The organism is Micromonospora sp. NPDC050686 (assembly GCF_040654475.1).
GTDB lineage: Bacteria > Actinomycetota > Actinomycetes > Mycobacteriales > Micromonosporaceae > Micromonospora.
Genome location: NZ_JBFAID010000090.1, coordinates 1 through 13,563 on the forward strand (window position 1 = coordinate 1; position 13,563 = coordinate 13,563).

A 13,563-nucleotide genomic window follows, 5' to 3' on the forward strand; every position below is an offset into this window, starting at 1 on the left:
CGGGGGAGGCGGACGGCTGCCGCTACACGGCCGGTTCGTTCCAGCCGGACCTGGCCTTCAGCCTGGCCAACGGCGCGCCCAACCCGCCCACCACCGCGCCGCCGACGACCGCGCCGCCGACCACGGCCCCGCCGACGACCGCGCCGCCGACCACGGCGCCCCCCACCACCACGCCGCCGCCGACGGGTAACGGCTGCTCCGCGTCGGTGGCGGTCAACCAGTGGTCCGGCGGCTTCACCGCGAGCGTGACGGTCACCGCCGGCTCCGCGGCCCTCAACGGCTGGACCGTGACCATCGCGCTGCCCGGCGGCGCGGCGATCACCGGCACCTGGAACGCCCAGGCCAGCGGCAGCAGCGGAACCGTCCGGTTCACCAACGTGAGCTACAACGGACAACGCCTCCGTGGCGCCCGCCCAGCAGGACCACCACGCCCGTCGATCGAACCCGTCCGGGTGCAACGACGGGCCTCCAACAGCGGGATCATCATGGTCGCCGGCCAGAAGATCGCCCTCGGCCGGCTGCACCGGCACCAGACCGTCACCGTGACCGTCTCCGAGACGACCCTGGCCATCGAACTCACCGACGACGACACCAAAGTCGTCCGACGCACCACCACCCAACCAGTCCGTAGCATCAAAGGCCAGCGACCGCGGATCGCTACCTCAGTTTCCTAGACCACCCGTCGCACATCACCTGGCAGAGCTACGTCGCACATCAGCTGTCGGATCACACCGACCTTCTGCTGCAACGGATGTCGGCGCGAGCCATCCGCTTGCGGGCCAGCTCCTGATCCCAGCTCGGGTTGAGCCAGCCGCCCATCCGCAGCGTCTCGGCGACAGTGAGACTGCCGTACAGCGGCTTGTCCTGGGCCACAAAACCGACCTCGGCCAGAGCCGAGCGCGGCGACCTGCCGAGCACCCGGACATCCCCGACGCTCGGACGAAGCAGGCCGACCGCGAGACTCAGTAACCGGTCTCGCCTGCACCGTTCGGCCCGACCAGCCCGATGACCCGCCCCGCCGGCAGGCTCAAGAGAACAGTCGCGAAGTGCCCATTTCTTGCCGTAGCGCCGGCCCAGACGGCTGGCTTCAAGTACGGGCGCCATGCAGTGCCTCCGTGTCGTTGACGTCCTGTCGCATCACCGCGCGGTACATCGCCTCGATGTCCTCGTCGACCAGACCAGCGCGGCGTGCGGTGAGCACCCAGTGAGCGAGTTGTTGACGCAGCTCCGTCTGCTCGGCCGGATCGTGGCGGGACAGCGATTTGAGTACGAACGTGCCGAGCCCGGGCCGCGCGCCGACCAAGCCTTCGCGTTCCAACTCGCGGTAGGCCTTCAGCACCGTGTTCGGGTTGATCGCGAGCTTGGCGACGACCTCCTTCGCGGTCGGCAACTTGTCGCCTGGCCGCAGCAGCCCAAGCCGCAGGGCGTGCCGGACCTGCTGAGCCAGCTGCAGGTAGGTGGCGACGCCGGATTGGGCATCGAGCTGAAAGTCAATCACCCTAACCTCATTCCACTAAGTGCTTAGTGAAATGGTGTTACACGTCGTCGCATCAACATCGCCGAGGGCCCGGGCAACTGCCATCCCTGTCTGCCATCGACCCGCCACCCTGCGGCGGGCTACCCGCGGGCCTACCCGTGCCCAGGACGCGGGTGCATACTCGGCACTGGACATGTGGGGACCCTCGTTGTGGTGATGGCGTGCAGTTCCGGGTGCTAGGTCCGCCGGAGATCGTCCGGGACGGGCGGGTGGTGCCCCTCGGAGGGCCGAAGCAGCAGGCGCTGATGGCCCTGCTCCTGCTGCGGCTGAACCGGTTCGTCGCCGCCGACTGGCTGGTCGAGGCGCTGTGGGACGGGCAACCGCCGCCCAGCGCTCAGATGACGCTGCGCACGTACGTCGCCGGGCTGCGTCGGGCCATGGAGCCCGAGCGGTCCCACCGCGAGCCGGCGCGCGTCCTGCGTAGCCGCCCGAGGGGGTACGAGCTGCGGGTGGAGCCCGAGGCCATCGACGCGATCCGGTTCGGCAGCCTCGTGGACCGGGCTGCGGACGCGCTGGCGGCCGGGGACCCGGCGGCCGCCGAGTGGAGCTACGCCGAGGCGTTGGCGTTGTGGCGTGGCGAACCGTTGGCGGGCGTCGCCGATTTGGCTGCGGTGCGTCCGGAGGTGGCACGGCTGGCTGAGCTGCGATTGAGCGCCGAGGAGGGGCGGTTGACCGCCGGCGTCGCGGCCGGCCGGCACGTAACGCTCCTGGCGGAGCTGCGCCGGTTCGTGTCGACGAACCCGTTGCGCGAGGGAGCTCGGGCGCAGTTGATGGTGGCGCTGTACCGGTCCGGGCGGCAGACCGAGGCCCTGGCGGCCTTCGACGAGGGGCGCCGGGTCCTGGCCGGTGAGTACGGGCTCGACCCCGGTGAACAGATACGGGAGGTGCACCGGCTGATCCTGGAGCAGGCCGTACCGGCGGAGTCCGGCCGTCCGGCGGCGGTCGATCCGGACGTCGTGCGGGCCGCCGAGATCCTGCCACCCCGCGTCGAGTCTGGACCGAGTCAAGCCGCGGTGGTCCCGAACGGGCCCGGAGCCTGGCCAACCGAGACCGAACCCCTGCCGGGCGACAGCGAAGCCAATGTGGACCGGAGCGGGACGCGTTCGAGCGGGGCCGCGCCGTCCGGGCGGGGTCCGGCTGTGGCCGGTGTGTCGCCGGACCGGGGCGCAGGCCCGCTGGTGGGTCGTGGCCCGGAGTTGGAGCGGCTGCGGGAGACGCTGTACGCGGCCACCCGGCAGGGCGGGCGGGTGCTGGCTCTGGTGGGGGAAGCCGGCATCGGCAAGACCACCCTTGCTGGGGCACTCGGCGCGCAGGCCGCCGCGAACGGCGTTGCGGTGGTCTGGGGCCGCTGTCCCGACGTCGGGCAGGCGCCACCGTTCTGGCTGTGGAGCCAGGTGGTACGCGCGCTCGTGGCGATGCCGCAGGCCAGCGCCACGGGCTCGGCGGGCCGGCTGGACGGGTTCGTCGCCGGATCACTGTCCGGCCCGGTAGGCAGTGGCGGACTCGACCCGACGGCGCGGTTCCAGGTGTACGAGGCGGTGTCGGAACTGGTGCACGCGGTGGCCCGGCAGCGCGGCCTGCTGGTCGTGTTGGACGACCTGCACACTGCCGACCCGGACTCGCTGCTGTTGCTGCGGTTCCTCTCCGCCGATCTGTCGGCGGCCCGGGCCCTGGTGGTCGCCACCCTCCGCCCGTACGACCATGATCCGGCCCTGGTGGCGACCGTCGCCGAGCTGGCTCGCGGGTGGGGTTTCGGCCAGCTCCGGCTCGCCGGGCTGGACGCGGCCTCGGTCGCCGACCTCATCCGGGACCGAACCGGGGCGGCACCGCCGGAGCCGGTCGTGGCCCGACTCGTCACCCGTACCGGCGGGAATCCGTTCTTCATCACTGAGCTGCTCCGGTCCCCGGCCGACCCGGCAGCCGCCGCGGAGCTGCCGCCGAGCATCCGGGACACCGTGCGGCTGCGGTTCGGCGGGCTGCCCGACCCCGCCCGGCGCTGCCTCGACCTGCTCAGCGTGGCCGGACACGACCTGGACCTTCAGGTGATGGCGGCGGCGCTGAACACCACGGCCCCGGCGGTCGCCGAACGGCTCGCCCCGGCCTACACGGCCGCACTGGTGACGGAGGCCGCACCGGGCGCGGTCACCTTCCGCCATCCGCTCTTCGCCGAGGTCACCTACGCCGAGCTGGTTCCGCCGCGCCGGGCCGCACTGCATGCCCGGCTGGCCCTGGCCTACGAGCGGGCCGCCGACGTCGCACCGGCCGAGCTGGCCCACCACTACGGTCAGGCGATCGGACTCGGCCACGACCAGGACCACCTGCGGTGGTCGCTGATCGCCGCCGACGACGCGACCCGGCGGGTCGCCTACGAGGACGCGCTCGGTCACCTCGAACGCGCCGCGCACCGGCTGGCCCCCACCGCGGAGGTCTCACCCGACGTGGCGCGGACCGAACTGGCCGTCCAGTTGCACCGCGCGTCTCTGTTGCAGATGACGGTCGGGGTCGGCAGCGACGCGGTCGACCAGGTCTGCGCCCGCGCCCGTGAGCTGTTGACGCTGGTGGGGCCGGACGCCGACATCCGTCACGCGCTCTGGGCACTGGGCGAGCTGGCCGCCAACCGGGCCGAGTTCGCGATCTGCACCGACCTCGCCGAGCGGCTGGTGCGGGCCGAGGACGACGGTAGCCGGCTGATCGCCGTGGCTGGCGAGTACCTGCTGGGCGCGGTGGGCTACTTTGCCGGCCGGCTGGCCGACGGCGAGCGCCGGCTCACGGCCGCGATCGACCGGCTGCGAACGGTCGATCGGGGGCTGCTGCGCCGGGAGGTTGGTCGGCGTCCGGTCCTGGGTTGCTGCAACTTCCGGGCGTTGGTCCGCTCGGTGCGCGGCAACCCCTCCGGCGCCTGGGCGGACATCGCCGAGGCCGAGGCCCTTGCCGAGGAGCTTGACGACCCGTACGGCCGGGCGAATGCGGCACTCTTCGCCGCCTGGCTGGCGATGCAGGAACACGACGTCGCCGCCGCGCACGTCGCGGCGCGCCGGTGCCGGGACATCGGCCGGGCCACCGGCCTGCCCCATATGGTGGCGACCGGTGCGTTCTTCGCCGAATGGGCTGCCGCGCGGGGCGGCGACCACGGCCGGCTCGAAGCGATGCGCGCCGCGGGTGACGAGATCTACCGTCCCGGACTGCGGGCCACCCGGACCGTCCTGCTCTCGGCGATGGCCGAGGCGTACCTGACGGCCGGTTACCCGCAGACCGCGGCGACGCTGGCCGAGGAGGGGCTGGCCGTTGCCGACCGGGTGGGCGAGCGGGTGTTCGTCGCGGAACTGCACCGGATCCGAGGTGTAGCCCGCCACGACCGGACGGAGTGGGACGTCGGGGCCCGGATCGCCGTCGAACAGGGCGCCGGGCTGTTGCTGCCCCGGTTCGCCGCCGAGGACGTTTTCTGACCGGTTGTAGAGGCCGGCCTCCACGTCGTCTCCACAACTTTTCCACGCCGACCTGGTGCCCTGGATTGCGTCAGGGGAGGACGGCCGGAGCCGTCGCCACAGAAACGTGTTCCGAAAGGGCACCGCCATGCGTCCAGTTCAGCCGTCGGCTCCCCACCCGGCCGAGGAGGTCGAGGTCGCCATCATCGGCTGCGGGCCGGTGGGCGCGCTCACCGCCAACCTGCTCGGCGCCCGCGGCGTCACCACGCTGATCGTGGAGCGGAGCATGGCCCCGCACGGCCAGCCGCGGGCCTTCTCCTGCGACGACGAGGCGTTACGCATCTACCAGCAGGCCGGCCTGCTCGACGAGGTACGGGGTGAGACGCTCGCCCCGCCGCTCGTCGAGTACGTCAACGGCGAGGGCCGGTGCTTCGCCCGGATGACGCTGTCCGAGACGGACTTCGGGTACGGGCACGCACCGCTGCGCTTCTTCGACCAGCCACGGCTCGAACGGACGTTGCGGGCCGGGCTGGACCGCTTCCCGCACGTCCAACTCTCGCTCGGCACCGAACTGGTCGGCCTGGTGCAGGACGAAGACGGCGTGACGATACTCCTGTCCGACGTGGTCACCGGGCAGCGGCGGACGGTCCGCGCCAGGTACGTCCTCGGGTGCGACGGCGCCCGCAGCACCACCCGATCCGCCGTCCGGATCCCGCTGGCCGGGGCGAGCTACGCCGAGCCGTGGCTGGCGGTCTCCGGCGACGTGCCGCCCGACGCCGTGCGGGTCAAGAACACCACGTTCGTCTGCGACTGGCAGCGGCCGGCGTTCGTGTCCCCCGGCGCGGCAGGCAGCTACCGCCTGGAGTTCATGCTGCGCCCAGGGGAGACCGACGCCGAGATGCAGCGGCCGGAGAACATCGCCGCGCTCGTCTCGCCCTACCTCGACCCAGGGCGGTTCACCGTCACCCGGGCGGTGGTCTACACCTTCCACCACCTCATCGCCCAGCGGTGGCGGGAGGGAAGGGTCTTCCTGCTGGGTGACGCGGCCCACCAGATGCCCCCGTTCCTCGGCCAGGGTTTGTGCAGCGGTCTGCGCGACGCGGCGAACCTGTCGTGGAAGCTCGCCCTGGTGCTGACCGGCACCGCCGACGCCGCGGTACTGGACACGTACGAAACCGAACGGCGCCCGCACACCCAGGAGATGGCGCGGACCAGCGTCCGGCTGGGACGGGTCTTCCTGGCCCGCAACCGGCCCACCGCCTGGATGCGGGACACCGTCCTGCGGACGGTCCAGACGATCCCCAGGGTACGGCGGTTCGTGCAGCGGTTCGAGTTCAAGCCGGTGCCGGCATACCGGCGGGGCCTGATGGCCGGAGGCCGGCGGGACGGTGTGGTCGGGACGATGTTTCCCCAGCCGCGGATCCTCATCCCGGGATCACCCGACGCGCGCCTGCTCGACGAGGCGCTCGGCGACGGCTTCGTCGTGCTCGGCCTGGCCACGCCAGGCAGTCAGCTCGGACCGCAGTGGCGGGGGCTGCCGGTGCGGTTCGTCGCCATTCACCCGTCCGGCACCTCGATGGCCGGCCTGCCGGCACCACCCGTAGACCGCCAGCCGGACCGGGTCGACGTCGTTGACGTCGACGGTGTGCTCGGCGGGTGGCTCCGGCACCACCGCGCGGACCTGGTGGTGCTGCGGCCGGACAGGTTCGTGTTCGCCCTGGTGGCGGCCGACGGGATCGACCGGGTCGGGCGGGAGCTCACGGCCGCCCTCGACATGCCCTCTGGCGGGCCGGGACGGTCCCGGCCGGACAGGTTGGGGCCCGCCGGCGGCACCGGAGGCGGACCCAGTGGTCGTGACCGGGTGGGCCGACCTCACCCAGCCGAACGACGGTAGCCGCCGCCCTTCGGGGTGGGCGGGCGGTGTCCCGGTGACCCGGGTCAGCGGTCGCTGGTGCCTGGGTCGCACACCAGGGCGGGTAGCGAGCCGCCGTCTCGGGGCCGACTAGCCGCCGGTGCTCCTTGGGCTACGGACGACTGCCCAGCGAGGGAGTGTCCGCTGCACGGTGATGGCGTGTCGCTGCCTCGGTATTGCGGGCACAGTCAGCCGGTCGTCGATGCGCTCTACCTGTGAAGATCCGGCAGGGGCAGGTCGTAAACCGCCTGTCGTACGTGATCGTGGGATCAGCCTGGAGGGGCGGCAGCCTGGTCGATTGTGAGCCACCGACGTCACCGGCTACGACGCTGGCAGCGGGCGGCAGGGCCGGAACCACCCTCTCCGGGGGATCAGGTGAGGCGCTGGTCGAGGGCGGTGTGTCGACGTCCGGCGCCGACGGCGCGCACGGGGGCAGCCAGGGCGCGGCGGGAGCCGACGAGGACGACGAGTTTCTTGGCGCGGGTGACGGCGGTGTAGAGCAGGTTGCGCTGCAGCATCATCCACGCGCTGGTGGTCAGGGGGATGACGACGGCGGGGTATTCGGAGCCTTGGGAGCGGTGGATGGTCATGGCGTAGGCGTGGGCGAGTTCGTCGAGTTCGTAGTCGATGCTTTCGTCCGCGTCAGTGCCTACCGTGAGGGTCTGTTCCTGGCCGGTGAGGGGGCGGTGACGATGCCGAGGGTGCCGTTGAAGACGCCGGCTTGGCCCTTGTCGTAGTTGTTGCGGATCTGGGTGACCTTGTCGCCGATGCGGAACGCCCGTCCACCCATGCGCCGCTCCGGCTGCCCCTCCCGAGGCGGGATGAGCCGCTGCTGGAGCAGGGTGTTGAGGGCGCCGGCGCCGGCAGGGCCGCGGTGCATGGGGGTGAGGACCTGCACGTCCCGGCGGGGGTCGAGCCCGAAGCGCGTCGGGATTCCGCGACGGGTTCGGGAAAGGGGCGGTCGAACACCTCGCCGAGATACCCGGCGGTCACCGAGGCCACGTGCTTGACCAGCCCGAGCAGGTTCGTCCCGGTCGGCACGAGCGGGCGCCGTACGTCGTACTCCGACAGCCCGTCGAGCTTCCCGAGCAGCGCCCCCGCAGGTACTGATAGAGATTCGCCTTGGCGTCGAGGTCGTCATGCCGCCCAGGATCTCACCGCCGCGGCCGCTGCGATGCCCTGTACGCCCGCCTTCCGAGCCGCGTGGTGACCGCGCTTGATCGGTCACCATGCATGGGCGGCGGCAGATCCGTGTCCCCGATCAAAATGGTGTCGTTTGTCTAGTCGACTCGTCCCGGCGTCTGCTGAGGCTGTGGGTTTGAAGCGCGTCAGACGATGAATTGCACTTCCGGGAAGGCCGGGTTCGGGCCGTTGAGCAGGTGTCCCCGGTGGCGTAGGTGCAGGTCGAAGAACGCGAGCGGGTACGCCTGCTGGATCCGCACCGCCCGGGCCGGGTCGAGGGTGCCGACCCAGCCGGCGAGGTCCTCGTCGCTCATCCCGATGATCCTCGCGAGCTGCGGGATCAGCCACTGGTTGTCGCAGTACGACGAGTGCGCCGCCCCGTCGGCCTGCACGTTGAGCCGCCATCCGCGCAGGTACGACCAGAACTGCTCGACGCTCGGCTCGGCGGCGCGGGTGAACTCCGCGGTCATCAGCATGAACGGCCGGTCGATCTCGGCGACCGGTGGCACCGACTGCATTGGGCCGTCGAAGCCGAGCCCGGCCCGCACGCGCCGGTCCTGGTTCATGACGAGGGCGGTCGCGGTCGCGCCCTTCGACCAGCCGAACATGCCGATGCGACGCAGGTCGAGCGCGGCGCCCAGGCCGGCCGGGAGCGGACGCCGCTCGGCGTCGGGGTTGCGGCCGGCGGCCAGGTCCTCGATGCGGTCGAGGACGAATCGGGCGTCGTGGGCGTGGTCCCATGGTGTGAACGACAGATCCTCGGGGACGGTGAGCCGGCCGTCGGGGAACTGGCTAAATGCGTCGTACGTGTGATCGACTGTGACCACGACGTAGCCGTGGCTGGCGAGTTCCTGGACCACGATGGTGGCCTCGGCACGGTGACCGTCGTTGCCGTGGGAGAACACGATCACGGGCAGCCGTTCGGGTGCCCGGAGTGCCGGAGCGCCCTCGTGGCCGGCCGTGAGGGGCGCCGCCGCGGCACCGGCGTCGAACCCGGCGGACACGAGCAGCGCGCGCAGCGGCGCGGCGGGCATCCAGGGCACCACCGGATGACGTCGGGCGTCCCGGACGGCGGGGTACCAGACGCTGGCCATCAGTTCGCGATAGTGCCCGGGGCCGGCGACCGGATCCGGGCGGGATCCGTCGACGAGGTGCAGCGACACGGTGCCGACACGGTGCGGCCCAGTGGGTGGGGGCAGCGTGAGCCGTGCCGTGCCGGGCGCGGCCGGCGCCGCCCAGCCGCGGCCGCCGTCGCCGAGCGGCACGGCGACCCCGGTCACGAGCGCGGCTGCGAGCAGGTGTCGACGGGTCAATGCGTTTGTCATCGGTCCTCCCGGGTGTCGGTGGTGTCGACCCGCGCGATCAGCTGCCTCAGCCGCCCGATCTCTTCGGCGAGCGCGGTGTTGCCGGCGGCGGTGAGGGTGATCCAGGTACGGCCGCGCCGGCCGGCGTAGCCCTTCTCGATCTCGACCAGGCCGGCGGTCTCCAGCACGCCGAGGTGCTGGGAGAGGTTGCCGGCGGTCAGTTCCAGCTGGGTGCGCAGGTAGCCGAACTCGACCCGGCGGGCCTCGTGCGCGATGGTGAGGATGCCGAGCCGGACCCGCTGGTGAACCACGTCGTCCAGGCCGGTGACCGGATGCGGGGATTCGCTCTCGTCCGGTTCGGGGGTATCGGCGGGGCCGGTCACCGGGGCCGCCGCAGCCGTTGCGCCAGCGCGAAGCCGGCGCTGCCCAGCAGCAGCACGCCGCCGTTGATCACCAGCTGCGGTACGAACCAGGTGTGCGGCCCCCAGTGCGCGCCCCAGCCGAAGTTGATCGGCACCAGCACCACCGTCAGGTAGCCGATGGCGAACAGCAGCAGCGCGACGTGCCGCTCCAGCCAGGCCAGCACCAGCAGGGCCAATCCGATCGCGCCGGGCGGGTCGAGCAGCCGGAACAGGGACTGGGCGATGGCGGACGGCTCCTCCGGGTAGGCCAGCGGGTTGAGGCGGACCCACACCGCCGCAAGGGCGAAGCCCAGCCCGACGAGCGCCACGCCGGTGACCGCGTAAGGCAGCACCCGGGCGTCCACGCCCCGGGCCCGGGCCACCCGCAGGTATCCGCCGGCGATCACCACGTACGCCAGGACTAGCGCCGCCAACCAGTAGAACGTCACGGTCTGGAACCAGACCTCGCACACCTGGCCGTCGCCCACCGCCTGGCAGTCGCTGACGACGCGACCGTACCGGTACACGGGGATCGCCCCGAAGATCACCAGGGCCAGCACCAGCAGCGGCAACCACGTCACCCGCTGGGCGAGACGAACCCGGCGCGCGAGGTCGCGCACATCAGCCAGCAGCCGGCGGGGATCGCTGGCAGGAACCGCATCGGAAGTCATGCCAATAGGTTTCCATAGCAAACCCGTTTCCGCTAGTACTCGCTTCGGCGCACAATCAGCCCGCAGCAGCACCAGCCCGCGTGGGTCTCGGCTCCGCGCAAGGGCGCGATACTTTAGTCATCGCATACCGACACCGGGATCAAGATCAGATATCCGCTCATCGGCCATATCCGAACCGCGAGCCGCGAGCGGTCACGTAACCCCGCGTAGCGCGCGGATCGCGGCTACCAGCGCGATGGATCGCAGTGCCTGGCGAAGCTCGCCAGACTGGCGGATGTGGGCGGGCACTCGTAGTGTCAGATCGGCTGAGTGTCGGGTGGTTCGGGGCGGCGTCGGCGGTCCGACGCCGCCCCGGACCGAGGCGGAAGTGTTTGTCGTTTAGCGGGCGGCGAGGGACTCGGTGATGGCGATGGTGACCTGCGCGCCGGTGGCGTGGCTGCGCACGATGGACATCACTCGGTCGTGCAGGTTGGTCTCACCGAACCGGTCGTAGGTGTCTGAGATGACCAGGTCCAGCCAGGGTCGCTTGATCGGTGCCGGCTTCCCTGCGATGGGCTTCGCGAAGAATCGGGCGAGCGCGTCGGCGATCCGGCGCTTTGCCGCACCGACCTGCTCTGGCAGGTCACCCTGCCGGTCGGCCGGCACCTGGTCCACGGTTGCCGTCGCGTCGGTGAGGTCGGTGACGGCGGAGTCGATCTGGTCGGCGTTGGTCAGCTCGGCTGCGGCGATCCGGTCGAGCAGGTCGCGGGCCTGGACGAGGAGTTTCACGACCGCCAGCCGCTGGTTCAGCGCCGCGACCTGGGTGGCGTCGGTGACCTTTGCGATGGCTGCCTCGGCGGCCGTGATCGTCTGCGCCGACGGGTTTGCCTCGGCGGCGGTGACAGCGTCCTGCGCCGCCTTCAGCAACTGCGCCTGGGTGTCGAGGAGTTGCACGCTCATCGAGCCGATGATGAGGGGCAGGTTGTTCGCGCCCACGATCCGCATGTCGGCGTTGCCGTTCTGCCGATTGCGGAACATGGCCTGCGGCAGGTCGAGTGTCACGGTCTGCCAGGTGTTGACCATCGCGGCGGTGATGTTCACGCGGGTCGTGCTCTGGTACGCCGACCCGCTGGCTGCGGAATCGTACTGGAGGACGAACGAGCCGACGACCGGGGAACGGTACTCGATGGTCGCGGTGACGTCGTACGGGCCGCCGGTGAGGTAGCGGTCGTCGACGCCGAGGTAGAGGTTGTTGCCGGAGTTGAAGGTGTTCTTGTCGATCTGCAGGGCACGCCGACCGTCGACGACGATCTCGTGGGCGGGCCCACTCTCGTACGGAATCCAGGTCAGCCCGTCGGGCTCACCGGAGAAGTTCATCGAGACCCGGGTCACCGGGGGAGCCGGTGGGACCACGTCAAAGCGCACCGCCGAGATCGCGAGCGGAAAGTTGGCAACTGTGTTCAGCCGCAGGTCCGCGCCTCCGTTCTGTCGGTTGGTGAAGCGGATGTCGGGGATGTCGATGGTCGCGGTCTGCCACTGGTTCACCTGACCCGCGCCGATCGTCACCGCCGCCGAACGCTGGTAGGCCGAGCCACTCTGTTGCGAGTCGTACTGGAGGGCGAACGAGCCAGCGACCGGAGAGCGGTAGCTGATCGTGGCCTTCACCTGGTACGGCCCACCGGAGATCGCCGCATCGTCGACGAACATGTACAGCTGGTTGGCGCCGCCGAAGGGATTCTTCTGCAGCTGCAGCGCTCGGCGGCCGTCGACCTCAGTCGTCACGAACGGGCCGTCCTCGTAGTTCTTGTAGGTCAGCCCGTCGGTCTTGTCCGCCGCGACGTCGAACGAGACCGTGTACTTGTTCGGGATCGGGCTTCCGCCCGGGTCCGGATTCGGGTCGGTCCAGTCTGAGCGCTCGGCCAGATACGCCCGGCCCTGCGCGTCCTTCTTCAGCAGGAAGTAGTAGTCGACGGTGCCCGGCAGGGACAGATACTCCGCCTTCAGCGAGTCCGAGGTCACCGTCAACCGCATCGCCCCGAAGTGGGTGGCATCGCGGAACCTGCTGCCGGGGGTGACACTGAACAGCGGCGTCAGGCCGGCGCCGCCGTTACCGGAGATGGCGATGTGGTAGCCGTCGGCCGTCTCGATGTGCTCGGCGTGGTGATCGTGGCCGGCGAGGATCAGATCCACGCCCGGCGTCATCAGCCAGGAGCGGTCCAGGTTGTTGCCGGCCTTGCCGGAGGAGTAGATCGGCTGGTGGCCGCCGACGACCTTCCAGGCGGCCGAGCTGTTGGTGAGCGTGTTGCGGTACGCGTCGTAGATCGGCGGCTTCGCGCTGCCCGTCGCCGTGTGGCAGTTGGCGTCGGGGTTGACGAAGTCGAACAGTCCGTTACCGAAGCCGGCGACGAAGGCGGCCGGAACCTTGAAGTAGTTCAGGCTTGGCTGGACGCTCTCCGGCGAGCAGCCGTTGCCGTAGTCGTGATTCCCCATGATCGGGAACAGCTTGCCGGCGTCGATATCCGCCTTGTACGGCGCCTGGGCCTTCACCACCTCATCGGGCAGGCCCTGCTGGTAGGTGTTGTCGCCGGTGGTGAGGATGGCCGCCGGGTTCCAGGAGTGGACCATGTCCGCGACCTGATACTCCTCGGCGCAGGTCCGGTCAGCGCCGCAGCCACCGTAGTCCCCGATCACGGCGAGCACCAGACGATCCTGGGGCGGGTGATTCGCATCGACCGGCGGGGTGATCCGCGCAAGCTCGCCATCGACCGCACCCGCCGCAGTGGAAAGCCCCACCGACAAGATCAGCGCGGCGACCGAGGTCACTGTGATGCCGAGTTTTCGTTTGACAAGCACGCCCAGCTCCTTTGCATGTCGTGATCAACGACGTCTGGAGGCTAGGCGGCCGCGGTGATCGCCCGGTGAACCCGACACCAACCGGAATGGGCTGGCCTCTGACCAGGCACAGCGCACTGATATCGGCAGCGTCGGGGCGCCAGTCGGGCAGCGGTTTGGCGTATTGGTCGAGTAGTTGGGCGATGCGTGGCAGCTCAAGGAGGGCTAGGGCGTGTTTCAGAAGTCGTGGTGGCCGGAAGGTCACGGCGTGGCGGTGATCGATAGCTGAAGAGGTCTCCGGTAAACGGTTCAGCGACCAA

The 13,563-nt window shown here is 70.7% G+C and carries 10 protein-coding genes and 2 pseudogenes; 4 read left to right on the forward strand and 8 right to left on the reverse strand.

The features are described 5' to 3' along the window. Positions 1-674, forward strand: a 674-nt coding sequence (locus tag AB0H57_RS31345; RefSeq protein ID WP_357512288.1) for a cellulose binding domain-containing protein, incomplete at its 5' end; no start/stop codon positions are given. Positions 675-726: 52 nt separating this feature from the next. On the opposite strand, the gene AB0H57_RS31350 is transcribed toward AB0H57_RS31345, so the two are convergent. Both AB0H57_RS31350 and AB0H57_RS31355 read right to left on the reverse strand, forming a co-directional pair. Then, entirely contained in the window at positions 727-1,104 is a 378-nt protein-coding gene (locus AB0H57_RS31350; protein ID WP_357512289.1) for a hypothetical protein, read from the reverse strand. After that, entirely contained in the window at positions 1,088-1,498 is a 411-nt protein-coding gene (locus AB0H57_RS31355) for a GntR family transcriptional regulator (RefSeq protein WP_357512290.1), read from the reverse strand. The genes AB0H57_RS31350 and AB0H57_RS31355 overlap by 17 nt, the downstream gene beginning before the upstream one ends. A gap of 200 nt (positions 1,499-1,698) precedes the next feature. Here AB0H57_RS31355 and AB0H57_RS31360 point away from each other — a divergent pair, with 200 nt between their 5' ends. Next, positions 1,699-4,983: a BTAD domain-containing putative transcriptional regulator gene (locus AB0H57_RS31360; RefSeq protein WP_357512291.1), complete on the forward strand. Its 3,285-nt coding sequence runs from the start codon at positions 1,699-1,701 to the stop codon at positions 4,981-4,983. A 127-nt stretch (positions 4,984-5,110) separates the two neighbouring features. After that, positions 5,111-6,856 carry a bifunctional 3-(3-hydroxy-phenyl)propionate/3-hydroxycinnamic acid hydroxylase gene (locus tag AB0H57_RS31365; protein ID WP_357512292.1) on the forward strand — a complete coding sequence of 582 codons (1,746 nt, stop codon included), beginning with the start codon at positions 5,111-5,113 and terminating at the stop codon, positions 6,854-6,856. A gap of 389 nt (positions 6,857-7,245) precedes the next feature. On the opposite strand, the pseudogene AB0H57_RS31370 reads toward AB0H57_RS31365, so the two are convergent. The 6 genes and pseudogenes from AB0H57_RS31370 to AB0H57_RS31395 form a co-directional block, all read right to left on the reverse strand. Next, positions 7,246-7,808: pseudogene (locus tag AB0H57_RS31370) on the reverse strand (ATP-binding domain-containing protein); the annotation flags it as partial. Positions 7,809-7,813: 5 nt separating this feature from the next. Continuing rightward, positions 7,814-7,977, reverse strand: a pseudogene (locus AB0H57_RS31375) (DUF664 domain-containing protein); the annotation flags it as partial. A gap of 225 nt (positions 7,978-8,202) precedes the next feature. Beyond that, positions 8,203-9,381 (reverse strand): acetylhydrolase, encoded by a 1,179-nt coding sequence (locus tag AB0H57_RS31380; RefSeq protein ID WP_357512293.1) that lies wholly within the window; start codon positions 9,379-9,381, stop codon positions 8,203-8,205. Next, the gene (locus AB0H57_RS31385) at positions 9,378-9,743 is read right to left on the reverse strand and encodes a transcriptional regulator (protein ID WP_357512294.1); all 366 of its coding nucleotides are present in this window, start codon (positions 9,741-9,743) and stop codon (positions 9,378-9,380) included. Before AB0H57_RS31385 ends, AB0H57_RS31380 begins: the two co-directional genes overlap by 4 nt. Further along, on the reverse strand, positions 9,740-10,432 hold the full coding sequence (locus AB0H57_RS31390; protein WP_357512295.1) for a hypothetical protein: 693 nt from the start codon (positions 10,430-10,432) through the stop codon (positions 9,740-9,742). The genes AB0H57_RS31385 and AB0H57_RS31390 overlap by 4 nt, the downstream gene beginning before the upstream one ends. A gap of 378 nt (positions 10,433-10,810) precedes the next feature. Continuing rightward, on the reverse strand, positions 10,811-13,111 hold the full coding sequence (locus AB0H57_RS31395) for a metallophosphoesterase (RefSeq protein ID WP_357512296.1): 2,301 nt from the start codon (positions 13,109-13,111) through the stop codon (positions 10,811-10,813). 18 nt (positions 13,112-13,129) lie between these two features. Between AB0H57_RS31395 and AB0H57_RS31400 the strand changes: the two genes are divergently transcribed. Beyond that, on the forward strand, positions 13,130-13,288 hold the full coding sequence (locus AB0H57_RS31400) for a hypothetical protein (RefSeq protein ID WP_357512297.1): 159 nt from the start codon (positions 13,130-13,132) through the stop codon (positions 13,286-13,288). Positions 13,289-13,563 lie beyond the last annotated feature (275 nt).

Bases quoted from the DNA above. Each gene is read 5' to 3' on its own strand.
- AB0H57_RS31350 (WP_357512289.1), bottom strand. From the start codon at position 1,104: ATGGCGCCCGTACTTGAAGCCAGCCGTCTGGGCCGGCGCTACGGCAAG.
- AB0H57_RS31365 (WP_357512292.1), top strand. From the start codon at position 5,111: ATGCGTCCAGTTCAGCCGTCGGCTCCCCACCCGGCCGAGGAGGTCGAG.
- AB0H57_RS31380 (WP_357512293.1), bottom strand. From the start codon at position 9,381: ATGACAAACGCATTGACCCGTCGACACCTGCTCGCAGCCGCGCTCGTG.
- AB0H57_RS31390 (WP_357512295.1), bottom strand. From the start codon at position 10,432: ATGACTTCCGATGCGGTTCCTGCCAGCGATCCCCGCCGGCTGCTGGCT.